This window comes from Pseudomonas sp. CAU 1711, from assembly GCF_039888625.1.
In the GTDB taxonomy this organism is placed as follows: Bacteria; Pseudomonadota; Gammaproteobacteria; order Pseudomonadales; family Pseudomonadaceae; genus Aquipseudomonas.
On record NZ_JBDQQT010000003.1, the window covers coordinates 61376 to 88351 of the forward strand.

General features: G+C 66.1%; 21 protein-coding genes and 1 riboswitch. Of the genes, 15 read left to right on the forward strand and 6 right to left on the reverse strand.

Features of this window, described 5'->3' with window-relative positions:
- From lpxB to ispD, 10 genes are all read left to right on the forward strand, one after another.
- Complete coding sequence (gene lpxB, locus AAFN46_RS04005) at window positions 1-1137, forward strand: lipid-A-disaccharide synthase (RefSeq protein ID WP_347807401.1); 1137 nt, start codon at window positions 1-3, stop codon at window positions 1135-1137.
- Entirely contained in the window at window positions 1137-1745 is a 609-nt protein-coding gene (gene rnhB, locus AAFN46_RS04010) for a ribonuclease HII (RefSeq protein WP_347807402.1), read from the forward strand. The genes lpxB and rnhB overlap by 1 nt, the downstream gene beginning before the upstream one ends.
- A gap of 75 nt (window positions 1746-1820) precedes the next feature.
- Window positions 1821-5351, forward strand: a complete 3531-nt coding sequence (dnaE, locus tag AAFN46_RS04015) for a DNA polymerase III subunit alpha (protein WP_347807403.1) — start codon at window positions 1821-1823, stop codon at window positions 5349-5351.
- A 115-nt stretch (window positions 5352-5466) separates the two neighbouring features.
- Window positions 5467-6417, forward strand: a complete 951-nt coding sequence (gene accA / locus AAFN46_RS04020; protein WP_347807404.1) for an acetyl-CoA carboxylase carboxyl transferase subunit alpha — start codon at window positions 5467-5469, stop codon at window positions 6415-6417.
- A 56-nt stretch (window positions 6418-6473) separates the two neighbouring features.
- The gene (gene tilS / locus AAFN46_RS04025; RefSeq protein ID WP_347807405.1) at window positions 6474-7775 is read left to right on the forward strand and encodes a tRNA lysidine(34) synthetase TilS; all 1302 of its coding nucleotides are present in this window, start codon (window positions 6474-6476) and stop codon (window positions 7773-7775) included.
- A gap of 162 nt (window positions 7776-7937) precedes the next feature.
- Window positions 7938-9566, forward strand: a complete 1629-nt coding sequence (locus tag AAFN46_RS04030) for a CTP synthase (RefSeq protein ID WP_347807406.1) — start codon at window positions 7938-7940, stop codon at window positions 9564-9566.
- Between the two features lie 10 nt (window positions 9567-9576).
- Complete coding sequence (gene kdsA / locus AAFN46_RS04035; protein WP_347807407.1) at window positions 9577-10422, forward strand: 3-deoxy-8-phosphooctulonate synthase; 846 nt, start codon at window positions 9577-9579, stop codon at window positions 10420-10422.
- Window positions 10423-10507: 85 nt separating this feature from the next.
- Complete coding sequence (gene eno, locus AAFN46_RS04040) at window positions 10508-11797, forward strand: phosphopyruvate hydratase (protein WP_347807408.1); 1290 nt, start codon at window positions 10508-10510, stop codon at window positions 11795-11797.
- Window positions 11798-11856: 59 nt separating this feature from the next.
- Window positions 11857-12141 (forward strand): cell division protein FtsB, encoded by a 285-nt coding sequence (gene ftsB, locus AAFN46_RS04045; protein ID WP_347807409.1) that lies wholly within the window; start codon window positions 11857-11859, stop codon window positions 12139-12141.
- A complete protein-coding gene (gene ispD / locus AAFN46_RS04050) occupies window positions 12138-12848 on the forward strand; it encodes a 2-C-methyl-D-erythritol 4-phosphate cytidylyltransferase (protein WP_347807410.1) in 711 nt (236 codons plus the stop codon). Before ftsB ends, ispD begins: the two co-directional genes overlap by 4 nt.
- A gap of 204 nt (window positions 12849-13052) precedes the next feature.
- On the opposite strand, the gene AAFN46_RS04055 is transcribed toward ispD, so the two are convergent.
- The gene (locus AAFN46_RS04055; RefSeq protein ID WP_347807411.1) at window positions 13053-15191 is read right to left on the reverse strand and encodes a methyl-accepting chemotaxis protein; all 2139 of its coding nucleotides are present in this window, start codon (window positions 15189-15191) and stop codon (window positions 13053-13055) included.
- Between the two features lie 170 nt (window positions 15192-15361).
- Here AAFN46_RS04055 and AAFN46_RS04060 point away from each other — a divergent pair, with 170 nt between their 5' ends.
- Window positions 15362-16177 (forward strand): M48 family metallopeptidase, encoded by an 816-nt coding sequence (locus AAFN46_RS04060; RefSeq protein WP_347807412.1) that lies wholly within the window; start codon window positions 15362-15364, stop codon window positions 16175-16177.
- A 34-nt stretch (window positions 16178-16211) separates the two neighbouring features.
- Here the strand turns inward: AAFN46_RS04060 and AAFN46_RS04065 are convergent, their stop codons facing one another.
- The 4 genes from AAFN46_RS04065 to AAFN46_RS04080 form a co-directional block, all read right to left on the reverse strand.
- Window positions 16212-16655, reverse strand: coding sequence for a ketosteroid isomerase-related protein (locus AAFN46_RS04065; RefSeq protein WP_347807413.1), 444 nt, complete (start codon window positions 16653-16655; stop codon window positions 16212-16214).
- Window positions 16656-16755: 100 nt separating this feature from the next.
- Window positions 16756-17340, reverse strand: coding sequence for a TMEM165/GDT1 family protein (locus AAFN46_RS04070; RefSeq protein WP_347807414.1), 585 nt, complete (start codon window positions 17338-17340; stop codon window positions 16756-16758).
- A gap of 90 nt (window positions 17341-17430) precedes the next feature.
- Window positions 17431-17544, reverse strand: a riboswitch (yybP-ykoY riboswitch).
- Window positions 17545-17577: 33 nt separating this feature from the next.
- Entirely contained in the window at window positions 17578-18576 is a 999-nt protein-coding gene (locus tag AAFN46_RS04075) for a class I SAM-dependent methyltransferase (RefSeq protein WP_347807415.1), read from the reverse strand.
- Window positions 18577-18608: 32 nt separating this feature from the next.
- A complete protein-coding gene (locus AAFN46_RS04080) occupies window positions 18609-19574 on the reverse strand; it encodes a 2-hydroxyacid dehydrogenase (protein WP_347807416.1) in 966 nt (321 codons plus the stop codon).
- A 79-nt stretch (window positions 19575-19653) separates the two neighbouring features.
- Between AAFN46_RS04080 and AAFN46_RS04085 the strand changes: the two genes are divergently transcribed.
- Window positions 19654-20283 (forward strand): LysE family transporter, encoded by a 630-nt coding sequence (locus tag AAFN46_RS04085; RefSeq protein ID WP_347807417.1) that lies wholly within the window; start codon window positions 19654-19656, stop codon window positions 20281-20283.
- Window positions 20284-20338: 55 nt separating this feature from the next.
- On the opposite strand, the gene AAFN46_RS04090 is transcribed toward AAFN46_RS04085, so the two are convergent.
- Complete coding sequence (locus AAFN46_RS04090) at window positions 20339-21514, reverse strand: acetyl-CoA C-acyltransferase (protein ID WP_347807418.1); 1176 nt, start codon at window positions 21512-21514, stop codon at window positions 20339-20341.
- A 173-nt stretch (window positions 21515-21687) separates the two neighbouring features.
- Between AAFN46_RS04090 and AAFN46_RS04095 the strand changes: the two genes are divergently transcribed.
- From AAFN46_RS04095 to AAFN46_RS04105, 3 genes are all read left to right on the forward strand, one after another.
- Window positions 21688-23370 (forward strand): fatty acid--CoA ligase, encoded by a 1683-nt coding sequence (locus AAFN46_RS04095; protein ID WP_347807419.1) that lies wholly within the window; start codon window positions 21688-21690, stop codon window positions 23368-23370.
- A gap of 217 nt (window positions 23371-23587) precedes the next feature.
- Entirely contained in the window at window positions 23588-25513 is a 1926-nt protein-coding gene (locus tag AAFN46_RS04100) for a DUF1302 domain-containing protein (RefSeq protein WP_347807420.1), read from the forward strand.
- Window positions 25514-25544: 31 nt separating this feature from the next.
- Window positions 25545-26912 carry a DUF1329 domain-containing protein gene (locus AAFN46_RS04105; RefSeq protein WP_347807421.1) on the forward strand — a complete coding sequence of 456 codons (1368 nt, stop codon included), beginning with the start codon at window positions 25545-25547 and terminating at the stop codon, window positions 26910-26912.
- Window positions 26913-26976: the final 64 nt, after the last annotated feature.

Sequence of the window (26976 nt, forward strand, 5' to 3'; positions counted from 1 at the left end):
ATGAGTCGTCCCCTTCGCGTCGCGCTGGTGGCCGGCGAGGCCTCCGGCGACATTCTCGGTGCCGGCCTGATGCAGGCACTCAAGGAAAAACACCCGCAAGTCGAGTTTGTCGGCGTCGGTGGTCCGCGCATGGAAGCCGAGGGAATGCAGTCGTATTTCCCGATGGAGCGCCTGGCGGTGATGGGGCTGGTCGAGGTGCTCGGTCGTCTTCCTGAGCTGTTATCCCGGCGCAAGCGCCTGATCCGTACCCTGATCGAGCAGAAGCCCGACGTCTTCATCGGCATCGATGCGCCGGACTTCAACCTGGGCCTGGAGTTCAAGCTGCGCAAGGCCGGGATCAAGACCGTGCATTATGTCAGCCCCTCGGTGTGGGCCTGGCGGCAGAGGCGCGTGTTGAAGATTCGCGAAGCCTGCGACCTGATGCTGTGCCTGTTCCCCTTCGAGGCGCGTTTTTACCTGGATCACCAGGTGCCGGTGCGTTTCGTCGGACATCCGCTGGCCAACACCATCCCCCTGCAGGCCGACCAACTCGCCGCGCGCGAGCTGCTGGGGCTGGAGGCGGATGCGCCGGTGGTGGCGCTGATGCCGGGCAGCCGCGGTGGCGAAGTGGCCCGTCTTGGCGAGTTGTTTCTGGATGCCGCCGAGCGTCTGCGCGCCATGCGCCCGGGCGTGCAGTTCGTCCTGCCTTGCGCGACGCCGGAGCGTCGCGCCCAGCTCGAGCAGATGCTGGCCGGCCGCAACCTGCCGCTGCGCCTGCTCAATGGTCAGTCGCACGAGGCCTTGGCGGCCTGCGATGCGGTGCTGATCGCTTCCGGTACCGCTACCCTGGAGGCGCTGCTGTACAAGCGCCCGATGGTCGTCGCCTACCGGGTCGCACCCTTGACCTACCGTATCCTCAGTCGCTTGGTGAAGAGCCCCTATATCTCTCTGCCCAACCTGCTCGCAGAGCGCCTGCTGGTGCCGGAGCTGATTCAGGATGCGGCGACGCCGGAGGCCCTGGCGCAGACTCTGTCGCCGTTGCTGGAGGAGGGGGCCGTGCTGCAGACCGCGGGCTTCGATGTCATTCATCGGGCCCTGCGCCGGGACGCCTCCGAGCAGGCCGCCGAGGCCGTGCTGGGCCTGGCTGCGGGGGCCTGATGCAGCTGGGCCTGGACTTCGCCCTGGTCGAGGAGCTGGTCGCCGGCGTCGACGAGGTCGGCCGCGGCCCGCTGTGCGGCCCGGTGGTCACCGCCGCGGTGATTCTCGATCCGGCGCGGCCCATCGCCGGCCTCAACGACTCGAAGAAGCTCAGCGAGGCGCGCCGCGACAAACTGTTCGACGAGATCCGCGAGAAGGCCCTGGCCTGGTGCATCGCCCGCGCCGAGGTGGAAGAGATCGACCGCCTGAACATCCTGCATGCCACCATGCTGGCCATGCAGCGCGCGGTGGAGGGGTTGAGCCTGCTGCCGAAGCTGGCGCTGATCGACGGCAACCGCTGTCCGAAACTGACGGTGCCCAGCGCGCCGGTGGTCGGTGGCGACGCCAAGGTCCCGGCCATCGCCGCCGCCTCGATTCTGGCCAAGGTCAGCCGCGATCGCGAGATGGCCGAGCTGGACGCGCTCTACCCGGGCTACGGCATCGCCGGGCATAAGGGCTACCCGACGCCGGTGCACCTGGAGGCACTCAGGCGTCTGGGCGCCACGCCCATCCACCGGCGCTCCTTCGCGCCGGTGCGCGCGGTACTGGAGGCGGCCGGCCAGGCATAGACGCCAGGCTGTCCTTTGTAACCGGGCCCGGTACAATCCGGGCCTTATCGTTTCTGTGTCACCAACGGGATTGCCATGACCGCCAGCTTCGTCCATCTGCGCCTGCACACCGAGTTCTCCCTGGTCGACGGGCTGGTGCGGGTCAAGCCACTGGTCAAGGCCGTGGCGGGCGCCGGCATGCCGGCCGTGGCGGTCACCGACATGAGCAACATGTGCTCGCTGGTGAAGTTCTACAAGACCGCCATGGGCGCCGGCATCAAGCCGGTCTGCGGCGCCGATATCTGGCTGGCCAGCCCGGAAGAGGACGGCCCGCTGTCGCGCCTGACCCTGCTGGCGATGAACGCCAAGGGCTACCGCAACCTCACCGAGCTGATTTCCCGGGGCTGGAGCGAGGGCCAGGACAACGGCCTGGTGATCATCCAGCGCGACTGGGTCAAGCAGGCCGCCGAGGGCCTGATCGCCCTGTCCGGCGCCCGCGAGGGCGAGGTGGGCATGGCCCTGCTGGCCGGCGAGGGTGCGCGCGCCGAGGCCTTGCTCGGCGAATGGCTGGGGGTATTCCCCGAGCGCTTCTATCTGGAAGTGCAGCGCACCCATCGCGTCAATGACGAGGAACACCTGCACGCCGCCGTCGAACTGGCCAGCCGCACCGGCGTGCCGCTGGTGGCGACCAACGACGTGCGCTTCCTCAAGCGAGGCGACTTCGAGGCCCACGAGACCCGCGTGTGCATCGGCGAGGGCCGCACCCTGGACGACCCGCGCCGCCCGCGCAACTACTCCGAGGAGCAGTACCTCAAGACGCCCGAGGAGATGGCCGAGCTGTTCAGCGACCTGCCCGAGGCGCTGGAGAACACGGTGGAGATCGCCAAGCGCTGCAACATCGAGGTGCAGCTGGGCAAGTACTTCCTCCCCGACTTCCCCACACCCAATGGCATGGGCATCGACGACTACCTGCGCTACGCCTCCTTCCGGGGCCTGGAGGAGCGCCTCGAGGTGCTGCTGCCCAAGGACACCCCGGACTACGAGGCGAAGAAGCAGGTCTACATCGACCGCCTGGAGTTCGAGCTGGGCACCATCATCCAGATGGGCTTCCCCGGCTACTTCCTGATCGTGATGGACTTCATCCAGTGGGCCAAGAACAACGGCGTGCCGGTCGGCCCGGGCCGGGGTTCGGGCGCCGGTTCGCTGGTCGCCTACGTGCTGAAGATCACCGACCTCGACCCGCTGGCCTACGACCTGCTGTTCGAGCGCTTCCTCAACCCCGAGCGGATTTCCATGCCCGACTTCGACGTCGACTTCTGCATGGACGGCCGCGACCGGGTGATCGACTACGTGGCCGACAAGTACGGCCGCAACGCGGTGAGCCAGATCATCACCTTCGGCTCGATGGCGGCCAAGGCGGTGGTGCGCGACGTGGCGCGGGTGCAGGGCAAGTCCTACGGCCTGGCCGACCGCCTGTCGAAGATGATTCCCTTCGAGGTCGGCATGACCCTGGAGGCCGCCTACGAGCAGGAAGAGGTGCTGCGCGATTTCCTCAAGAGCGACGAGGAGGCCCAGGAGATCTGGGACATGGCGCTCAAGCTCGAGGGCATAGTGCGCGGCACCGGCAAGCACGCCGGTGGCGTGGTGATCGCGCCGACCAAGCTGACCGATTTCGCGCCGACCTCCTGCGACGAGGAGGGCGGCGGCCTGGTGACCCAGTTCGACAAGGACGACGTCGAGCAGGCCGGCCTGGTCAAGTTCGACTTCCTCGGTCTGCGCACCCTGACCATCATCAAGTGGGCGATGGAGACCATCCACCGCGAGCAGCGGCGCAAGGGCGCCAGCGACGAGGAACTGGTCAACATCGACTTCATCCCGCTGGACGACAAGAAGACCTATGACATGCTGCAGAGGGCGGAGACCACCGCGGTCTTCCAGCTCGAATCGCGCGGCATGAAGGAGCTGATCAAGAAGCTCAAGCCGGACTGCCTGGAGGACATGATCGCCCTGGTGGCGCTGTTCCGCCCCGGCCCCCTGCAGTCGGGCATGGTGGACGACTTCATCAATCGTAAGCACGGTCGCGAGCCGATCTCCTATCCGCACCCGGACTACCAGTATCCGGGCCTCGAGCCGGTGCTCAAGCCCACTTACGGCATCATCCTGTACCAGGAGCAGGTGATGCAGATCGCCCAGGTGATGGCCGGCTACACCCTGGGTGGCGCGGACATGCTGCGCCGCGCCATGGGCAAGAAGAAGCCCGAGGAGATGGCCAAGCAGCGCGGCGGCTTCATCGAAGGCTGCGCCAACAACGGCATCGAGGCCGACCTGGCGGGTAACATCTTCGATCTGGTAGAGAAGTTCGCCGGCTACGGCTTCAACAAGTCGCACTCGGCCGCCTACGGCCTGGTCTCCTACCAGACCGCCTGGCTCAAGGCGCACTATCCGGCGCCCTTCATGGCCGCCGTGCTGTCGGCGGATATGCACAATACCGACAAGGTGGTGATCCTCATCGAGGAATGCCGCCACATGAAGCTGCGCATCGACCCGCCGGACGTCAACGTTTCCGAGTTCAAGTTCACCGTCAACGACGATGGCCGCATCGTCTATGGCCTGGGCGCGGTCAAGGGCGTCGGCGAGGGGCCGGTGGAGGCCATTGTCGAATGCCGCGCAGAGGGCGGGCCGTTCAAGGACCTGTTCGACTTCTGTAACCGCGTCGATCTCAAGCGGGTCAACAAGCGCACCCTGGAGGCGCTGATCCGCTCCGGCGCGCTGGATCGCCTCGGCCCCTACTATCAGGACGAGCTCAAGGCCTACCAGGCCAGCGTCGACAAGAACCGCGCGGTGCTGCTGGCGTCCATGGAGGAGGCCGTGCAGGCCGCCGAGCAGACCGCGCGCAGCCACGACAGCGGTCACCTCGACCTGTTCGGCGGGCTGTTCGGCGAGCCCGAGGCGGACATGTACGCCAACCACCGCAAGGCCCGCGAGCTGTCGATCAAGGAGCGCCTGAAGGGCGAGAAGGACACCCTCGGCCTGTACCTCTCTGGCCACCCGATCGACGAGTACGAGGGCGAGATCCGCCGCTTCGCCCGCCAGCGCATCGTCGAGCTGCGCGCCGCGCGCGACACCCAGACCATCGCCGGGCTGATCGTCAACCTGCGGGTGATGAAGAACAAGAAGGGCGACAAGATGGGCTTTATCACCCTGGATGACCGTTCCGGGCGGATCGAGGCCTCGCTGTTCGCCGACGCCTTCGCCAGCAATCAGGCGCTGCTGCAGAACGACGCGCTGGTGGTGGTCGAGGGCGAGGTGAGCAACGACGAGTTCTCCGGCGGCCTGCGCCTGCGCGCGAAAAGGGTGATGAGCCTGGAGGACGCGCGCACCGGCCTGGCCGAGAGCCTGCGCATCCGCGCCCCGCGCGAGGCGCTGCAGGGCGACCGCCTGCGCTGGCTGGGCGAGCTGTTCGCCAGGCACAGGGGCGCCTGCCCGCTGACCCTGGACTACAGTGGCAGCGAGGCCAAGGCCGTGCTGCAGTTCGGCGAGCAGTGGTGTATCGATCCGGCGGACAACCTGATCCAGGCCCTGCGTGACCAGTTCGGCAAAGACAACGTCTTCCTCCAATATCGCTGATCGGCAGGCTTCGGCCTCGCCGTGTCGGCCTCGACCACGGGCGCGCTATCCCTTAAGGTAGGCGCCAGATGGAACACCGCCCGGCCGCATGGCCGCCGATGCTAGACGGATGCCTATGAACCCGAACTTTCTCGACTTCGAACAGCCGATCGCCGACCTGCAAGCCAAAATCGAGGAGCTGCGCCTGGTCGGCAACGACAACGCGCTGAACATCAGCGACGAGATCGCCCGTCTGCAGGACAAGAGCAGCGAGCTGACCACGAGCATCTTCGGCAACCTCAGCAGCTGGCAGATATCCCAGCTGTCGCGCCACCCGCGCCGGCCCTACACCCTCGACTACATCGAGCACATCTTCACCGAGTTCGAGGAGCTGCACGGCGACCGCCACTTCTCCGACGACGCCGCCATAGTCGGCGGTACCGCCCGCCTGGACGGCCAGCCGGTGATGATCATCGGTCACCAGAAGGGCCGCGAGGTGCGCGAGAAGGTGCGGCGCAACTTCGGCATGCCGCGCCCCGAGGGCTATCGCAAGGCCTGCCGCCTGATGGAAATGGCCGAGCGCTTCAAGCTGCCGATCCTGACCTTCATCGACACCCCCGGCGCCTACCCGGGCATCGACGCCGAGGAGCGCAACCAGAGCGAGGCCATCGCCTGGAACCTGCGCGTGATGGCGCGCCTGAAGACCCCGATCATCGCCACCGTGATCGGCGAGGGCGGCTCCGGCGGCGCGCTGGCCATCGGCGTGTGCGACCAGCTGAACATGCTGCAGTACTCCACCTACTCGGTGATCTCCCCGGAAGGCTGCGCCTCGATCCTCTGGCGTACCGCCGAGAAGGCACCGGAAGCCGCCGAGGCCATGGGCATCACCGCGCCGCGCCTGAAGGAGCTGGGCATAGTCGACAAGGTGGTCGAGGAGCCGCTGGGCGGTGCCCATCGCGATCCGGCCGCCGCCGCCGCGACCATCCGCAAGGAACTGCTCGCTCAGCTCAAGGATCTGAACAAGCTCGGCACCGAGGAGCTGCTCAAGCGCCGCTACGAGAAGCTGATGAGCTTCGGCGTCGCCTGATTTCTCGCGCGTAGATGCAACGGGCCTTCGGGCCCGTTGTTGTTTAAGCTGGCAGCATGATCGCACTCGAATCCCTCCTGCTCGAAGCCCTGCGTCCTTGGCGTGATGCGCCGGCCTGGCATGTCGCCCTGTCCGGTGGGCTGGACTCCAGCGTGCTGCTGCACCTGCTGGCCAAGCTGGGCGAGCGCGAGCGGCTGCCGCCGCTGTCGGCCATCCATGTCCACCATGGCCTGCAGGCGGCCGCCGATGCCTGGCCGGCCCACTGCCAGGCGTTCTGCGACGGCCTCGGCGTGCCGCTGCATATCGAGCGGGTGCGGGTGGAGCGGGGCGCCAGCCTGGAACGCGCGGCGCGCGAGGCGCGCTATGCGGCCTTCGCGAATCGACTGGGGGCTGGCGAGCTGCTACTGACCGGTCAGCACCGCGACGATCAGGCCGAGACCCTGCTGCTGCGCCTGCTGCGCGGTGCCGGGGTGCGCGGCCTGGCCGGCATGCCGTCGACCCGTGCGCTCGGCGGCGGCTGGCTGGTGCGGCCGCTGCTGCGCGCGTCGCGCGCCGAGCTGGAGGCCTATGCCCGTCGCCAGGGGTTGGCCTGGGTGGAGGACCCCTCCAATGTCGACACCCGTCTGGCGCGCAACTTCCTGCGTCGCGAGGTGCTGCCGTCGCTGGCGCGCCACTGGCCGCAGGCGGGCGCCGGCCTGGCGCGTGCCGCCGAACATCTGCGCGAGTCCGAGTCGCTGCTGGGCGAGTTGGCCGAGCTGGATCTGGAGGCGGCGCGCAGTGACAGCCCGTTCGCCTGGCTGGGGCTGCCTTCCCTGGCGCTGCAGCCGCTGGCGCAGCTGTCCGAGGCGCGCCAGCGCAACGCGCTGCGCCACTGGCTGGCGCCGCTGACGCGCATGCCGGACAGCGAGCACTGGGCCGGCTGGGGCGATCTGCGCGATGCGGCGGTAGATGCCGATCCCCGCTGGCGACTCGACGGCGGCGAGTTGCGCCGCGCCGCAGGCAGGCTGTGGTGGCTTTCCGGCGACTGGTTGCACCAGCCGCAGCTGGCCGCAGCCTGGCTCGACCCGACGCAGCCGCTGGCCTTGCCCGGCAATGGCGCGGCCTGGCTGCAGGGTGGGGCGCCGGGCGGTCCGCTGCGCCTGGCCTATCGCCGAGGTGGCGAGGTCATGGCGCTGGCGGGGCGCGGCCACCGCGATCTCAAGCGCCTGCTCAACGAGCGGGGCGTGCCGGCCTTCGTGCGCGGCCGCCTGCCGTTGCTGCTGCGCGGCGACGAGCTGCTGGCGGTGGCCAACCTGCCGGGACTGGATGGCCCTTCGTCGGGTGAATGGCGCCTGCACTGGCGTCCGAGCAAGGTTTGAGCTGAAAGGGTCTTTCGGGTAGACTACGCTCCCGTCTTATTGCTGCTTCTGTGGGCTCCTCCGGAACCCGCAGGGCTTTGCTTATTTCAGGTCGGCAACCGCCTTCCTGCGCTCATACCCCGGCGGCGCCGACCGCTTGAACACAGACTTCTAGGACTTTTCATGACGCGCTACATCTTCGTCACGGGTGGTGTTGTTTCTTCATTGGGGAAAGGCATCGCCTCGGCTTCCTTGGCGGCCATCCTGGAGGCGCGGGGCCTGAAGGTCACCATGCTCAAGCTGGACCCCTACATCAACGTCGATCCGGGCACCATGAGCCCGTTCCAGCACGGCGAGGTGTTCGTCACCCACGACGGCGCCGAGACCGACCTCGACCTGGGCCACTACGAGCGGTTCATCCGCACCACCATGACCCAGGACAACAACTTCACCACCGGCCGCGTCTACGAGCACGTGCTGCGCAAGGAGCGTCGTGGCGACTACCTGGGCGCCACCATCCAGGTGATCCCGCACATCACCGACGAGATCAAGCGCCGGGTGATCAAGGGCGCCGGCGATGCCGACGTGGCCATGGTCGAGATCGGCGGCACCGTGGGCGACATCGAGTCGCAGCCGTTCCTCGAGGCGGCCCGCCAGCTGCGCGTGGAGCTGGGCGCCAAACGCGCCATGTTCATGCACCTGACCCTGGTGCCCTACATCGCCACCGCCGGCGAGACCAAGACCAAGCCGACCCAGCACTCGGTCAAGGAGCTGCGCTCCATCGGCGTGCAGCCGGACGTGCTGGTATGCCGCTCCGACCACGCGATCGACCAGGCCTCGCGGCGCAAGATCGCCCTGTTCACCAACGTCGAAGAGCGCGCGGTGATCGGCCTGGAAGACGTCGACACCATCTACCGCATTCCTTCCGTGCTGCATGCCCAGGGCCTGGACGATATAGTCGTCGAGCGCTTCGGCCTGCAGTGCGGTTCGGCCGACCTCTCCGAGTGGGATCGCGTGGTCGACGCCAAGCTCAACCCCGAGCGCGAAGTCACCATCGCCATGGTCGGCAAGTACATGGAGCTGCTCGACGCCTACAAGTCGCTGATCGAGGCCATGGGCCACGCCGGCATCCAGAACCGCACCAAGGTCAACCTGCGCTACATCGACTCCGAGGAGATCGAGAACGAAGGCACCGCTAAGCTGGAGGGCGTCGACGCCGTGCTGGTGCCCGGCGGTTTCGGCCTGCGTGGCGTCGAAGGCAAGATCAAGGCCGTGCAGTTCGCCCGCGAGAACAAGATCCCCTACCTGGGCATCTGCTTAGGGATGCAGGTCGCGGTGATCGAGTACGCCCGCAACGTGCTGGGCTGGAGCGATGCCAACTCCACCGAGTTCACCCAGAGCAGCGGCCACCCGGTGGTCGGCCTGATCACCGAATGGCAGGACGCGACCGGTGCCACCGAGACCCGTACCGATGCCTCCGACCTGGGCGGCACCATGCGCCTGGGCGCCCAGGATTGCCAGCTGATGGCCGGCTCCACCGTGCGCGAGTGCTATGGCAAGGACGTGATCGTCGAGCGCCACCGCCACCGCTACGAGGTGAACAACAACCTGCTGCCGCAGCTGGAGGCCGCCGGCCTGAAGATCAGCGGCCGCTCGGCTGACGGTGCGCTGGTGGAGGTGGTCGAGGCCCCGGATCACCCGTGGTTCGTCGCCTGCCAGTTCCACCCGGAATTCACCTCCACCCCGCGCGACGGTCACCCGCTGTTCAGCGGCTTCGTCAAGGCCGCGCTGAAGCAAGCCGGCAAGGCATAAGGAAGAACAGATGGCCCAGAAAATCATCAAGGTCGGCGGTATCGAGATCGCCAACGACAAGCCATTCGTCCTGTTCGGCGGTATCAACGTACTGGAGTCGCGCGACCTGGCCATGCAGGCCTGCGAGGAATACGTGCGGGTTACCGAGAAGCTCGGCATTCCCTACGTGTTCAAGGCCAGCTTCGACAAGGCCAACCGCTCCTCCGTCACCTCCTTCCGTGGCCCCGGCCTGGAAGAGGGCATGAAGATCTTCGAGGAAGTGAAGAAGACCTTCGGCGTGCCGGTGATCACCGACGTGCACGAGCCGCATCAGGCCGCCCCGGTGGCCGAGGTGTGCGACATCATTCAGCTGCCGGCTTTCCTCTCGCGGCAGACTGACCTGGTGGTGGCCATGGCCAAGACCGGCGCGGTGATCAATATCAAGAAGGCCCAGTTCCTCGCCCCGCAGGAGATGAAGCACATCCTGCGCAAGTGCGAGGAGGCGGGCAACGACCAACTGATCCTGTGCGAGCGCGGTTCCTCCTTCGGTTACAACAACCTGGTGGTGGACATGCTCGGTTTCGGCATCATGAAGTCGTTCGAATACCCGGTGTTCTTCGACGTGACCCATGCCCTGCAGATGCCGGGCGGGCGCGCCGACTCCGCCGGTGGCCGCCGCGCCCAGGTCACCGACCTGGCCAAGGCGGGCATGAGTCAGGGTCTGGCCGGCCTGTTCCTCGAGGCCCACCCGGATCCGAACAACGCCAAGTGCGACGGCCCCTGCGCCTTGCGCCTGGACAAGCTGGAGCCCTTCCTCAGCCAGCTCAAGCAGCTGGACGATCTGGTGAAGAGTTTCCCGCCGATTGAGACTGCCTGATCGGGCAATTCTCCGGTAAAGTGCGCGCCCGTTGGCCGTGACCGGCAGGCATCCTCTCTCGTAAACGTTTGGAGTGTTAAACGCGATGGCAAAAATCATCGATATCAAGGGTCGCGAAGTCCTCGACTCCCGTGGCAACCCCACCGTTGAAGCCGATGTGATCCTCGAGGGTGGCATTGTCGGCAGCGCCTGTGCGCCGTCCGGTGCCTCCACCGGTTCCCGTGAAGCGCTGGAACTGCGCGACGGCGACAAGAGCCGCTACCTGGGCAAGGGCGTGCTCAAGGCCGTGGCCAACGTCAACGGTCCGATCCGCGACCTGCTGCTGGGCAAAGACGCCCTGGATCAGAAGGGCCTCGACCGTGCCATGATCGAGCTGGACGGCACCGAGAACAAAGGCAAGCTGGGCGCCAACGCCATCCTCGCCGTGTCCCTGGCCGCCGCCAAGGCCGCCGCCCAGGCCAAGGGCGTGCCGCTGTACGCGCACATCGCCGATCTGAACGGCACCCCGGGCGTCTATTCCATGCCGGTGCCGATGATGAACATCATCAACGGCGGCGAGCACGCCGACAACAACGTCGACATCCAGGAGTTCATGGTCCAGCCGGTTGGCGCATCGAGCTTCGCCGACGCCCTGCGCATGGGCGCCGAGATCTTCCATCACCTGAAAGCCGTGCTCAAGGCCCGTGGCCTGAACACCGCCGTCGGTGACGAAGGCGGATTCGCGCCGAATCTGGCCTCCAACGAGGACGCCCTGGCCGCCATCGCCGAAGCCGTGGCCAACGCCGGCTACAAGCTGGGCGAGGACGTGACCCTGGCTCTGGACTGCGCTTCCTCCGAGTTCTTCAAGGACGGCCAGTACGACCTGGCCGGCGAAGGCAAGGTGTTCAGCGCCGAAGGATTCGCCGACTACCTGGCCGGCCTGACCCAGCGCTACCCGATCATCTCCATCGAAGATGGCATGGATGAGTCCGACTGGGCCGGCTGGAAAGTGCTGACCGACAAGATCGGCGCCAAGGTGCAGCTGGTCGGCGACGACCTGTTCGTGACCAACACCAAGATCCTCAAGCGCGGCATCGAAGAGAAGATCGGCAACTCGATCCTGATCAAGTTCAACCAGATCGGCTCGCTGACCGAGACCCTGGAAGCCATCCAGATGGCCAAGGCCGCCGGCTTCACCGCGGTGATCTCGCACCGCTCCGGTGAGACCGAGGACAGCACCATCGCCGACCTGGCCGTCGGCACCGCCGCCGGGCAGATCAAGACCGGCTCGCTGTGCCGCTCCGATCGCGTGTCCAAGTACAACCAGCTGCTGCGTATCGAGGAGCAGCTCGGTGGCAAGGCCCCCTATAAGGGCCGCGCCGAGTTCCGCGGCTAAGCCGGGAATGGTAAAAGGGCAGCGCAAGCTGCCCTTTTCGTATGGATACCCGTCTTCCCATGCCCAACAAAGCGCCCTACTGGCTGTTCGTCGCGCTCGTGCTGATGCTGGCCGGCCTGCAGTATCGCCTGTGGGTGGGCGAGGGCAGCCTGGCCCAGGTCGCCGAGCTGAAGCGGCAGATCGCCGAGCAGCAGGGCGAGAACGAGCGCCTGCTCGAGCGCAACCGCATCCTCGAGGCGGAAGTCCTGGAGCTCAAGCAGGGTACCGAGACCGTCGAGGAGCGTGCTCGCCATGAGCTGGGCATGGTCAAAGAGGGTGAGACCCTCTATCAGCTGGCCGAATGAGCGCTCACGATATCCCGCCGTTCTGGGTGGTGATTCCCGCCGCCGGCATCGGCTCGCGCATGCGCGCCGACCGCCCCAAGCAGTACCTGCAGCTGGCCGGCAAGACCATCCTCGAACACACCCTCGACTGCTTCCTCGATCATCCGCGGCTGCGCGGGCTGGTGCTCAGCCTGGCGGCGGACGATCCCTACTGGCCGGCCTTGCCCTGCGCCGCGGATACCCGCATCCGGCGTGCCGAGGGCGGCGCAGAACGTGCCGACTCGGTACTGGCCGGCCTCCTGCGCCTGCGGGAGCTGGGCGCGCAGGCGGACGATTGGGTGCTGGTGCATGACGCCGCGCGGCCGAACCTGGCGCGCGGCGACCTCGACCTGTTGCTCGGCGAGCTGGCCGGCGACCCTGTCGGCGGCCTGCTGGCGGTGCCGGCGCGCGACACGCTGAAGCGTGCGGGAGCCGATGGCCGGGTCGCCGAGACAGTGGATCGCAGCCTGATCTGGCAGGCCTACACGCCGCAGATGTTCCGTCTCGCCGAGCTGCAAGGCGCCCTGGTCGGCGCCCTGGCGGCCGGTGCGGCGGTGACCGACGAGGCCTCGGCCTTGGAATGGGCCGGTCAGGCGCCGAAGCTGGTGGAAGGCCGGGCGGACAACCTGAAGATCACCCGCCCGGAAGACCTGGAGTGGCTGCGCCAGCACTGGGCGCACAAACACTGAGGAGCCCCGCTTCTTGTGGCCTGGGTGGAGCGCGGCGATACCCGGGACCTGGATTCGATGGGTAGCGCTGCGCTCCACCCATTCTGCGAAGTGGGTGCACATGGCCTGATGCGGGCTTCCCGGGTGGCAAACCGCTTGCCGCGTGCGGAAGTCCGCCGTTGAGGCGCGGTGTACTGCCCTGCGGGCGAGTACACCCTACAGCTATTACACCCGGAACTGATTGATCAGCCGTCGCTGCTGCTCGGCCAGCTTGGTCAGCTCGGCGCTGGCGCCGCTGGCCTCGTCGGCGCCGCCGGCCACCTCGGCGGCCACCTGGCCGATGTTGGTGACGTTGCGGTTGATGTCCTCGGCCACCGCGCTCTGCTCCTCGGCGGCGCTGGCGATCTGGGTGTTCATGTCGTTGATCACCGACACCGCCTGGGTGATGTTCTCCAGCGCCTCGGCGGCGCTGGCGGCCTGGCGCACGCTGTCGTCGGTGCGCGCCTGGCTCTGCTCCATCACGCTCACCACCTCGCGGGTGCCGTGTTGCAGCTGCTGGATCATGCTCTGGATCTCTTCGGTGGCTTGCTGGGTCTTCTGCGCCAGGTTGCGCACCTCGTCGGCCACCACGGCGAAGCCGCGGCCCTGCTCGCCTGCGCGGGCCGCCTCGATGGCGGCATTGAGGGCGAGCAGGTTAGTCTGCTCGGCGATGCCGCGAATCGCCACCAGGATGGCGTTGATGTTCTCGCTATCCTTGGCCAGGGTCTGCACCACGCCCACCGCGCGGCCGATCTCGTCGGCCAGGGCGGAAATCGCCTTGGCGGTACCCTCGACGATGCGCTTGCCGTCGTTGGCCGAGCGGTCGGCGTGGCTGGCCGCCTCGGCCGCCTGGGTGGCGTTGCGTGCCACGTCCTGGGCCGTTGCGGTCATCTCGTGCACGGCGGTGGCGACCTGATCGATCTCCGCCATTTGCCGTTGCACGCCCTGGTTGGTGCGGATGGCGATGTCGGCGGTGTGCTCGGAGGAGTCGCTGACTTTCTGCACCGAGCTGACCACGTCACGGATCATGTTCTGCAGCTTGTTGAGGAAGGTGTTGAAGCCGCCGGCGATCTGTCCCAGCTCGTCGATGCGATCCACCTGCAGGCGCGCGGTGAGGTCGCCTTCGCCCTTGGCGATGTCGTCGAGCATGGCGACCATGTCCTTCAGCGGGCGGGCGATGCCGTAGCCGACGAACCAGATCACCAGCAGGCCGAGGGCGGCGACCAGCAGGCCGACCAGGGCCATGCCCAGGGTGTCTTCGTTGGCCTGGCTGGCCAGGTCGCCCTGCAGTTGGCGCAGCTCGGCCAGCACCGCGTCGGTGGGCAGCTCGATGGCCAGGGTCCAGCGGGTCTCGGTGCCGGCCACGCGGAAGGGCTGCAGCAGCTGGATCTGCTGGCTCTGCTCGTCCAGCCTGAGGATCGGCGCGTCGCTACCGCTCTGCTTGAGCTGCTGCAGCAGTTCGGGGTTGAGCGCCTTGTCGGCGGCCTGGCCGATCAGTCCGGCGTTCTGGGTGGCGGCGATCAGGCTGCCGTTGGCGGCGATCAGCGCCAGCTCGCCGGCGCCTGAGTAGAGCTGCTGCTTGGCCTGGCCGAGCAGGCCCTGGATGAAGTCCAGGGCCAGGTCGTTGCCGACCACGCCCTTGAACTGGCCGTCGACCATGATCGGCGCATTGAACGAGGCCACCAGCACCTGCTTGCCGCCATAGTCGTAAGAGGCCGGATCTATCACGCAGGGTTTGCCGGTCTCCTTCGGGCACAGGTAGTACTCGCCGACGCGCACCCCGGTGGGCTGGCGCTCCTGGCTCTCCATCTGTTCTGCAGTCAGGGCGTCACGCTTGAGCTGGCCGGCGTCGCGGTACCACCAGGGCATGAAGCGGCCGGTGGCGTCGTAGCCGTTTTCCTTCTGGTCGGCGTAGAGGTCGTCGTCCTGGTCGAAGGCGTTGGCCTCCCAGCCGATATACAGGTCGAGCAGGTTGGGGTTGTCCTTCAGATACTCGCCGACCAGGGCGCTCAGTTCCTCCCGGCTGGTGCCCAGTACGGTGCCGTCGACCATGCCCTGGCCGAGGCGGCTGTTCAGGGTGGCGAGGCTCTTGGCCACTAGCATGGGCTGCTCGAACTGGCGCTGCAACTTGCCGACCTGGGCGTCGGCGATGGCCTCCAGGCGCTGGTTGATGGTCTCCTGCAGCAGCGCCTGGGTGCGTTGCTGGATCAGCTCCTGGGTGCGGGCCCCGGCGAACAGGGCGTACAGCACCAGTGCCACGACCACGGCCAGAATGCTGGCTCCGGCCAGCAGGGCGACGGAGAACTGGATGGACTTGAAGCGCATGGGGACTCCACAATCTCGGGTTGTACCTGTCCCTGGCATATCGGCCGGCTATCGGCAAAGCATTAGCGGCGCGGTTGGCATGTCCATGCAACCAGAAAAGATAAATGGTGGTCAGAGTGCAAGTGGGTGTGTGCGATAGGATCGCACCCTGTCATGCGATGGAGATCAATATGCAGAAGTTTTTCCGCCTGGGCGCGTTGGCGGGGTTGTCCCTGCTGGCGTCCTGTCAGGCCGTCAATACCACCAGCGGCGGCGCGGTGGGCGTGGAGCGCAAGCAGTACATGTTCAGCATGCTTTCGGCCCAGGAGGTCGACAGCATGTACGCCCAGGCCTACCAGCAGACCCTTAGCGAGGCTGCGAACAAAGGCGTGCTGGACAAGAACAGCCAGAATGCCCGGCGGGTACAGGCCATCGCCCGGCGCCTGATCGCCCAGACGCCGGTGTTCCGCGCCGATGCCGGGCAATGGGACTGGAAGGTGAACCTGATCGATAGTCAGGAGCTCAATGCCAATTGCGGCCCCGGCGGCAAGATTATCGTCTATAGCGGGCTGATCGAGCAGTTGCAGCTGAGCGATGCCGAACTGGCCGCGGTGATGGGCCACGAGATCGCCCATGCCCTGCGCGAGCATAGCCGCGAGGCCATGTCCAAGGCCTACGGCACGCAGATGGCGACCCAGCTGGGCAGTGCGCTGCTGGGGCTCGGCGAGGCCGGCAAGCAGGTGGCCGATACCGGAGTGGAGTACCTGATGACTCTGCCCAACAGCCGGGCCAACGAGAACGAGGCGGACATCATCGGCCTGGAGTTGTCGGCGCGGGCGGGCTACGACCCGAATGCGGCGATCAGCCTGTGGCAGAAGATGAGCAAGGCCGGTGGCGGTGCGCCGCCCGAGTTCATGAGCACCCACCCGTCCTCCAGCAGCCGCATCGCCGCGCTGCAGGCGGCCATCCCCAAGGTGATGCCGCTCTACCAGCAGGCCAGGCAGTAACGAAAAACGGCGCCTTCGGGCGCCGTTTTTCGTATCAGGGCAGGGCCTTCTCGGCGAAGGGCCGGGTCTCCAGGCCCAGCTGGGCGCGAAAGCTCTCCATGTCGAACATGGTGCAGATCTCGCGGATATCGCCGTTGCTGGCCAGGGTCCAGAAGGCCATGGCCGAGATGCTCAGCACCTTGTCGCTGGGCGGGTAGCCCAGGGCGGGCTTCTCGATGGTGCCGATCAGGGTGCTCCAGGTCACCACCTTGTTGCCCTCGGCGATGCACTCTTCGATCACCACCTCCAGGTCCGGCATGGCGCTGCGGATGTCCTGCACCATCTGGCCGAAGGCCGTGCTGCCCAGAGGGCGGCCGATGAACGAGCTCTTGTAGAGAAAGTCCGGGCCGTGCATCTGCTCGGCCAGCGCGATGCGTCCGCGGTTCCAGGTCAGATCGATGTGCAGGCGCACGCGCTTCTTCATATCTTCCGGTGACATGGGCTGTTCCTCTTGCCGGACTGCTGTGCAATTCGTTGCACAGATTACCAGCCCAGGGCATGCCCGGGAGCCGTTTTGTGCGTGCCGGCACGCCGCCGGTTCAGAGGCCGGCCGTCGGCAGCCCCAGCGCCTGACCGGCCGCGTACAGCGCCAGGGCGGCGAAGGCCAGGGCGGCCAGGCGACGAATGAGTGTCAGCGGCAGACGATCGGCGGCGAAGTTGCCGGCCAGCACCACCGGCACATTGGCGATCAGCATGCCCAAGGTAGTCCCTGCGACCACCAGCAGAAAGTGCGGGTACTGCGCCGCCAGCATCACGGTGGCGATCTGGGTCTTGTCGCCCATCTCGGCGAGGAAGAAGGCGATCAGGGTGGTGAGAAAGGGGCCGTGTCTGCGCAGCCCGGAGTCCTCCTCGTCCAGCTTGTCGGGAATCAGCGTCCAGGCCGCCACGGCGGCGAAGCAGGCGGCCAGCAGCCAGCTCAGGGCGCTCGGCGAGAAGAAGCCGGCGACCCAGTTGCCCACGGCACCGGCGGCCAGGTGGTTGGCCAGGGTGGCGGCGACAATGCCGCAGATGATCGGCCAGGGGCGGCGGAAGCGCGCGGCCAGGAGCAGGGCGAGCAGTTGGGTCTTGTCGCCGATCTCGGCGAGCGCGACCGCCGCGGTGGGAATCAGGAGGGACTCGAGCATGGGATGTTCCTGAGGGGCGGGTTCGACTGTGCTATGACACGTACTACCTCCCCGCCCCGGGTTGAGGTGTGCGTGTCATAGGTCTTGTCAAACCCAGGCCGCGTGGGCCTCGGGTCGCATGCGCCATGCTCTGCGGAGCAAGTGTGTTGACGCATGCCGGGCGAGCAGGTTGCTCGCGGGAGACTACTCCCCTAGGACGGCGCGAATTCTGCCTGCATGCCCAGGAATGGGCAAGCCTTAGCTGCAAATGGCGCGATAGATGCGGAAGCCCTCGTCTTCGCTCAGCGTCTGGCAGGGCCCCAGGTGGCGCTCGATCAGCGGCGGGTACTTGAGGAAGCTGTTGGCCACCAGGCGCAGCTCGCCCCCCGGTTGCAGGTGCTGCGCGGCCTGGCGCAGCAGCTGCTCGCTGGCCTGGTAGTCGGTGTGCACGCCGCTGTGGAAGGGCGGGTTGCTGAGGATGGCGGCGAGCTGCGAGGGCGCCGCATCGATGCCGTCGCCGGCGATCACCTCGGCCTCCAGGTCGTTGGCGGCCAGGGTCAGGCGGCTGCTCTCGACGGCGAAGGCGTCCACATCGAGCAGGCTCACCCGGCTCTGCGGGTAGCGGCGTTTGAGCACGGCGCCGAGCACCCCGGCACCGCAACCGAAGTCGAGCAGATGGCCGCTGGGCAGGCCGTCCAGCCGCTCCAGCAGCAGCGCCGTGCCGCGGTCCAGGCGGCCGTGACTGAACACCCCGGGCAGGCTCAGCACCTGCAAGAGGCCATCGCTCAGCTGCAGCTCATAGCGCCGAGCCTGGGCGTGCAGATCGGGCGCGGCCGGGGCGTTGTCCACCGTGACCTGCCACAGCTGGCAGTGGCGCGCGCTGTCCAGCTTGCGCGGCTGGCCATAGGCGGCCAGCTGTTTGGCGGCGCGCTCGATGCCGCCGCGCTTCTCGCCGACCAGATACAGTTCGCGGCCGGGCAGGCGCGCGGCCAGGGCTTGCAGCAGATAGTCGGCGAGTTCGCGCGACTTGGGCAGGAACAGCACGGCGCTGGCGAAGGCGTGTTCGGGGGGGCGGGTGCCGAACTGGCTGCGCCCGGCGAAACGTGTCTGCAGCGCCTGCTGTTCGCCGGCATGCCAGCTCCAGCCGCTGGCCTGCGGCAGCTGGCCGAGCAGGTCGTCGGCCGGCAGGCCGGCCAGCAGCAGATCGCCCTGGAACAATTCCGCCTGGCGCAGCAGCACCTCGCTTCGTGGGTCCATGACGATCTCCGGGCTAGAAAAGGGCGCGTAGTTTACCCGTTGACCACCCGCATGGCAGCGCCGGCGAAGTAGGCGCTGGCGTTCTCCGCCAGCTGCCCGACGATGCGCTGGCGTGCCTCGCGACTGCCCCAGGCGTTGTGCGGGGTGAGGATCAGGCGCGGGATGTCGGGCGCCAGCAGCGGGTTGCCATGGCGCGGCGGTTCCTCGCTGAGCACGTCGAACGCCGCGCCGCCTAGGTGGCCGGCGCGCAGGGCGTTGGCCAGCGCCTGCTCGTCGACCAGGCCGCCGCGGGCGGTGTTGATCAGCAGGGCGCGGGGTTTCATCAGCGCCAGTTCGGCGGCGCCGATCAGGTTGCGGGTCTGCTCGGTCAGCGGGCAGTGCAGACTGAGGGCATCGACCTGGGGCAGCAGCTCGTTCAGCGCCAGGCGCTCGGCGCGTGGCGGCCGGCCGGGCAGGGCGCCATACAGCACGCGCATGCCCAGTGCCTCGGCGAGGCGGGCGAAGGCGCCACCGAGCTCGCCGTGGCCGAGGATGCCGAGGGTCTTGCCGGCCAGCTCGACGATGGGGAAGTCGAGCAGGCAGAACTGCTCGGCGCGCTGCCAGGCGCCGTCGCGAATCGCCGCCTGGTAGTCCGGCAGGCGGGTGGCCAGGGCGAGCAGCAGAGCCAGCGCGTGCTGGGCCACCGAGGCAGTGCCATAGCCCTGGCAGTTGGCTACAGTGATGCCGCGCGCGCGGGCGGCGGCCAGGTCGATGTTGTTGGTGCCGGTGGCGGCGACCAGGATCAGCTTCAGCTCGGGGCAGGCGGCCAGGCTGGCGGCATCCAGGCGCACCTTGTTGCTGATGGCCACCTGGGCACCCCGCAGGCGTTCGACGACCTGCCCGGCGCCGCTGCGCGGATAGCGGATCAGTTCGCCGAAACACTGCTCCAGCGGGCCCATGTCGAGGTCGCCGAGATCGAGGGAGGCCTGGTCGAGGAAGACCGCTCTTGCGTTGTTCATTCGCTGTACCTGTTGCGTGTGCCGAGACTGGCGTAAGGTTGCCAGCCTATCGTTTCCATTCCCACCCTGCGGAGGCCGCATGTACTGGACGGAGTTTCTCACCGTGGCGCTGATCCACCTGCTGGCCGTGGCCAGCCCGGGGCCGGACTTCGCCATAGTGGTGCGCGAGAGCGTGGCCCACGGCCGCCGCGCCGGCATCTGGACCGCTTTGGGTGTGGGCACCGGGATCTTCGTGCATGTGGCCTATTCGCTGCTGGGCATCGGCCTGATCGTGTCGCAGTCGATCGTGCTGTTCAACGCGCTGAAATGGCTGGCGGCGGCCTACCTGTTCTACATCGGCATCAAGGCCCTGCGCGCCAGACCGGCTGTGGCGGGGGCGCTGGATGTGGCGGTCGCGGCCGAGGCGCGCTCGCCGCGTGGCGCCTTTATGACCGGCTTCGTGACCAATGGGCTGAATCCCAAGGCCACGCTGTTCTTTCTCTCGCTGTTCACCGTGGTGATCGATCCGCACACGCCGCTGGCGGTGCAGGCCGGCTACGGCCTGTATCTGGCTTTCGCCACCGCCAGCTGGTTCTGCCTGGTGGCGCTGCTGTTCAGCCAGCGCCGCGTGCGCGCCGGCTTCGCCCGCCTGGGCCACTGGTTCGACCGGCTGATGGGGGCGGTGCTGGTGGGGCTTGGCGTCAAGCTGGCCTTTACCGAGCTTCGATAAGCAGTCGCCCATGAAAAAGCCCCGCCTAGGCGGGGCTTTTTCATTGCGCTACGGCTTACAGCAGTTCGATGGCCACCGCGGTGGCCTCGCCGCCGCCGATGCACAGCGAGGCCACGCCGCGCTTGCCGCCTTTCTTCTGCAGGGCGTTGATCAGGGTGACGATCAGGCGCGAGCCGGTGGAGCCGACCGGGTGGCCCTGGGCGCAGGCGCCGCCGAAGACGTTGACCTTGGCGTGGTCCAGGCCGTGCTCGCGCATGGCCAGCATGGTGACCATGGCGAAGGCCTCGTTGATTTCATACAGGTCGACGCTGTCCTTGCTCCAGCCGGTCTTCTTGAACAGGTTGCTCATGGCGCCGATGGGGGCGATGGTGAACTCGCTCGGGTCCTGGCTCTGGGTGGCGTGGGCGACGATCCGGGCCAGCGGCTTGAGACCGCGCTTGGTCGCTTCCTCGGCGGTCATCAGCACCAGGGCGCTGGCGCCGTCGGAAATGGAGCTGGCGTTGGCGGCGGTGATGGTGCCGTCCTTCTTGAACGCCGGCTTGAGGCTCGGGATCTTGTCCAGGTTGGCAGTCAGCGGCTGCTCGTCGTCCTTCACCAGCACTTCGCCCTTGCGGCTGGTGACGGTGACCGGGACGATCTCGCTGGCCAGCTCGCCGCTCTGGATGGCGGCCTGGGCGCGTTTGAGCGACTCGATGGCGTAGGCGTCCATTTCCTCGCGGGTGATGCCGTACTTGTCGGCGGTTTCCTGGGCGAAGGAGCCCATCAGGCGCCCGGTGCGGGCGTCTTCCAGGCCGTCGAAGAACATGTGGTCCTTGATCTCGCCATGGCCCATGCGCAGGCCGCCTCTAGCCTTCTCGATGATATAGGGCGCGTTGGACATGCTCTCCATGCCGCCGGCGACCATCACCTCGTTGCTGCCGGCCTTGAGCGCGTCGAAGGCCTGCATCACGGCCTTCATGCCGGAGCCGCACAGTTTGTTGATGGTGGTGCAGCCGGTGGCCGCGGGCAGGCCGGCGCCCAGCGAGGCCTGGCGGGCCGGGCCCTGCTTGAGGCCGGCGGGCAGCACGCAGCCCATGATCACTTCCTGCACGTCGGCGGGCTGGATACCGGCACGGGCCACGGCCTCGCGAATGGCGACGGCGCCCAGCTCCACGGCCGGAACGCTGGACAGGCTGCCCTGAAAACCGCCCATGGGGGTGCGGGCGGCGCTGACGATGACGATATCGGACATCGGTATTACCTCTGAAGAGTGAAGCCGGAGCGGCAGGTACGGCTCGATTCTACTGCGCGACCCGGGGTGGCCAAAGGGTCACGGGGAAAATCATTCTTTTGACGTATTAAGCCAGGGGCGACGCGGCTCTAGATTGGCCGCATAGAACAAATCCAAGAAACAGGTATCCCGCCATGCTACAGACCCGCATCATCCCGCCGACCGCCAATGCCAATCAGGCCCCGCTGCTGATCAAGCGCCTGCTGCTCTCCGGCAGCCGCTACGAGAAGACCCGCGAGATCGTCTATCGCGACTTGGTGCGCTACAGCTACGCGACCTTCAACGAGCGTGTGGCGCGTCTGGCCAATGTGCTGACCAGTGCCGGCGTGAAGGCCGGCGACACCGTGGCGGTGATGGACTGGGACAGCCATCGCTATCTGGAATGCATGTTCGCCATCCCGATGATCGGCGCGGTGCTGCATACCATCAATATCCGCCTGTCCGCCGACCAGATCCTCTACACCATGAATCATGCCGAGGACAAATTCGTCCTGGTCAACAGCGAATTCGTGCCGCTGTACCAGGCGGTGGCGGACCAGCTGACCACGGTGGAGAAGACCATCCTGCTCACCGATGGCGCCGAGAAGAGCGCCGAGCTGCCCGGTCTGGTCGGCGAGTACGAGAGCCTGCTGGCCGCGGCCAGCCCCGAGTACGACTTCCCCGATTTCGACGAGAATTCGGTGGCCACCACCTTCTACACCACCGGTACTACCGGTAACCCCAAGGGCGTGTACTTCACCCACCGCCAGCTGGTGCTGCACAGCCTGGCCGAGGCGGCCGTGCTCGGCAGCCTGGACAGCGTGCGCCTGCTCGGCACCGACGACGTGTATATGCCGATCACCCCGATGTTCCACGTACACGCCTGGGGCATTCCATACGTGGCCACCATGATGGGCATCAAGCAGGTCTACCCGGGGCGTTACGACCCGGAGCTGCTGGTCCAGCTGTGGCAGAAGGAGAAGGTGACCTTCTCCCACTGCGTGCCGACCATCCTGCAGATGGTGCTCAACGCCAAGGCCGGGCAGGGGCAGGACTTCGGTGGCTGGAAGATCATCATCGGCGGCAGCGCGCTCAATCGGGCCCTGTACGAGGCCTCCAAGGCGCGTGGCATCCAGCTCACCGCGGCTTATGGCATGTCCGAGACCTGCCCGCTGATCTCCTGCGCGCATATCAACGAGGAGCTCAAGGCCGGCAGCGAGGACGAGCGCACCACCTACCGGATCAAGGCCGGCGTGCCGGTGCCGCTGGTGGAGGCCGCGCTGATGGGGCCGGACGGTCAGCTGCTACCGGCCGATGGCGAGACCCAGGGCGAACTGGTGCTGCGCGCGCCCTGGCTGACCATGGGCTACTTCAACGAGCCGCAGAAGAGCGCCGAGTTGTGGGAGCATGGCTGGCTGCACACCGGCGACGTCGCCACCCTGGACGACTTCGGCTTCATCGACATTCGCGACCGCATCAAGGACGTGATCAAGACCGGCGGCGAGTGGCTGTCCTCCCTGGAGCTGGAAGACCTGATCAGTCGTCACCCGGCCGTGCGCGAGGTGGCGGTGGTCGGCGTTCCCGACCCGCAGTGGGGCGAGCGCCCTTTCGCCCTGCTGGTGCTGCGCGAAGGGCAGAGCCTGGACGCCAAGGGCCTCAAGGAACACCTCATCCCCTTCGTGGAGATGGGCAATATCAACAAGTGGGCGATACCCAGCCAGATAGCGCTTGTTACCGAAGTTCCCAAGACCAGTGTGGGCAAACTGGATAAGAAGCGCATTCGCCTGGATATCGCCCAGTGGCAAGCGGCGGGAAGTGCGTTTCTTTCCACGCTCTGAGCGCTTCATGGCCAAGTGGCGGCGATTCGGCGGCCTTTAAACAAGCGTTTGGCTTGCATATTGCTGTCACTGGTCGATTGCGGTGGGGGAGGCAGTTCATGACCCGCCGGTCTAGAGAGGTTGGGGGCTGGAAATCACACTTTCGGGGGATCAAGCCTCTGGGGGCGCTGGATATAGTCCGCAGCATCCATAACAAAAAACACATGGAGTAGCGTCGATGACAACCACTAAACCGTTCTGGCGTATGGCCAAGCTGCCTCTGGCAGTGAGCCTCGCCTCAACTCTCGCTGCCCCGGCTTTCGGTGTCACCTTCAATATCGGTGAGATCGAGGGGCAGCTCGATTCCACCCTGTCCGTGGGGGCCAGCTGGTCGGTGCGCAGCGCCGATCGTGATCTGATCGGTGTCAACAATGGCGGTCAGGGTCTGTCCCAGACCACCGACGACGGCCGTCTGAACTTCAAGCGGGGCGAGACCTTCTCGAAGATCTTCAAGGGTATCCACGATCTGGAGTTGAAGTACGGTGATACCGGCATGTTCGTGCGTGGCAAGTACTGGTACGACTTCGAGCTGAAGGACGAGCATCGCCTGTTCAAGGATATCGACGACTCCAACCGCAAGGAAGGTGCCCAGGCCTCCGGTGCGCAGATCCTCGACGCCTTCGTCTATCACAACTATGCCATCGCCGATCAGCCGGGCTCCGTGCGTCTGGGCAAGCAGGTGGTGAGCTGGGGCGAGAGCACCTTCATCCAGAACGGCATCAACGCCGTCAACCCGGTCGACGTTTCCGCCTTCCGCCGCCCCGGTGCCGAGGTCAAGGAAGGTCTGATCCCGGTCAATATGTTCTACGTCTCGCAGAGCCTGACCGACAACCTGTCTATGGAGGCTTTCTATCAGCTGGAGTGGGATCAGACCGTAGTCGATAACTGCGGCACCTTCTTCTCCCAGGTAGACGTGGTTGCCGATGGTTGTGATGACAATCTGCGCCTGCTTTCCAACAATACAGCATTGATTGGTGCGCTAAACGGATTTCTGGTTGGCGGTGGCCTTGACCCACTTGACACGAATGTCGAGGGGAATCTGGTTGCTCGCGGAGGTGATCGCGATGCACGTGATAGCGGCCAGTGGGGCCTGGCCTTCCGTTATTTCTATGAGCCACTGGATACCGAGTTCGGTGCCTATGCCATGAACTATCACAGCCGCGCTCCGTTCCTCAGTGCTACTGCACCGGACCAAGGTGTCTACAACGTCGCTGGAAATCTACTTACTCTTCTTGGGCCGGGACTTGGTGGATCGGCGTCAGCACTGGCTATTGCAGGTAACTCGGAGTATTTCATCGAGTATCCAGAAGATATTCGTCTCTATGGCCTGAGCTTCTCCACCACATTGCCTACGGGGACTGCTTGGAGCGGCGAGATCAGCTATCGCCCCAATGCTCCAGTGGCGTTGAACACTACAGATGTCCTATATTCCGCTGTGCGGCCAATCAGCAGTCCGACTGTTACCAATCCCTATGCGGATGCCTCTGTTCTGGATGGCGCGCCAGGCGCCACTCGTCATGGCTACAACCGTAAGGAAGTCACCCAGATCCAGACTACCTTCACCCATTTCCTCGATCAGGTTATGGGTGCTAGTCGTTTGACTCTGGTTGGTGAAGTAGGTGCCACCTTCGTCGGCGGCTTGGAGCACACCAGTGAAGCCCGCTATGGTCGTGATCCTGTCTTCGGGCCGGGCGAATTGCCAAACGGTACCTGCGAGGCTCTTAACGATGTCACTCTCGGTCGTGCCGTAGTGGATGGTGCGCCCAACACCGATTTCTCCAACGTCTCCAAAGACTGCAACGACGACGGCTTCACCACACACAGCTCCTGGGGCTACCGTGCTCGCGCTATCTGGGATTACCCGGACGTGTTCGCCGGTATCAACCTGCGTCCGAGCGTCGCCTGGTCGCACGATGTCGACGGCTACTCGCCTGGCCCGGGTGCCAACTTCGAAGAGGGCCGCAAGGCCATCAGTCTGGGTGTCGAGGCTGAATACCAGAACACCTATACCGCCAGCCTGTCCTACACCGATTTCTTCGGTGGTGACTACAACACTTCGGTTGATCGTGACTTCGTAGCTTTCAGCGTCGGCGCCAGCTTCTAAGAGACCAGGATTCCTGAGGAAACACATGCAAATGAAAACAACAAAGTACATGCTGCAATCCGGTGTTCTGGCCCTGTCCATGTTGGCCACCAGCGTAATGGCCGCAGTCTCCGCCGACGAAGCCGCCAAGCTGGGCTCCACCCTGACGCCGCTGGGCGCCGAGAAGGCCGGCAATGCCGATGGCTCCATCCCGGAGTGGACCGGCGGTCTGCCGCAGAGCGCGGGTACCTCCGATGATCGCGGCTTCCTGTCCGATCCCTTCGCCAACGAGCAGCCGCTGTTCACCATCACCGCGCAGAACGTCGACCAGTACAAGGACAAGCTGACCCCCGGTCAGCAGGCCATGTTCAAGCGTTACCCGGACAGCTTCAAGATGCCGGTGTACACCACTCACCGTTCCGCCACCGTGCCGGCCGACGTGCAGGCCGCGGTGAAGGAAAACGCGGTCAACACCAAGCTGGTCGAGGGCGGTAACGGTCTGGAGAACTTCAAGACCGCCTACCCCTTCCCGATCCCGCAGAACGGTCTGGAAGCGATCTGGAACCAGATCACCCGCTATCGCGGTGGCAGCGTGCGTCGTCTGGTAACCCAGGCCACTCCGCAGGCCAACGGTTCCTACAGCCTGGTGTACTTCCAGGACGAGTTCACCTTCCCGACCAGCCTGACCGACTACGATCCGAGCAAGCCGAGCAACATCCTGTTCTACTTCAAGCAGCGGGTGACCGCTCCGGCGCGTCTGGCCGGTAACGTGCTGCTGGTCCACGAGACCCTGAACCAGGTGAAGGAGCCGCGTCTGGCCTGGCTGTACAACGCCGGTCAGCGTCGCGTGCGCCGCGCTCCGCAGGTCTCCTACGACGGCCCGGGTACCGCCGCCGACGGTCTGCGTACTTCCGACAACTTCGACATGTACAACGGTGCTCCCGACCGTTACGACTGGAAGCTGAACGGCAAGAAGGAGATCTACATCCCGTACAACTCCTACAAGATGGACTCGCCGAAGCTGAAGTACGCCGACATCATCAAGGCCGGCCACCTGAACCCGGAGCACGCTCGCTACGAGCTGCACCGCGTCTGGCACGTGACCGGTACCCTGAAGGCCGGCGAGCGTCACATCTACGCCAAGCGTGATGTGTACATCGACGAGGATACCTGGCAAGCCGCCATCATCGACCACTACGATGGTCGTGGTTCGCTGTGGCGCGTCGCCGAGGCCCATGCCCAGTACTACTACGACAAGCAAGTGCCGTGGTACACCGTGGAAACCCTCTACGACATCATCTCCGGTCGTTACCTGGCCCTGGGTATGAAGAACGAGGAGAAGCAGTCCTACGACTTCAACTATAAGGCCGCTACCAGCGACTACACCCCGGCAGCCCTGCGTCAGGCTGGCGTGCGTTAATCCTCGCGTCACCCTCGAAGAAGCCGGCCTTGCGCCGGCTTTTTCTTTTGCGGCGGACGTCCTG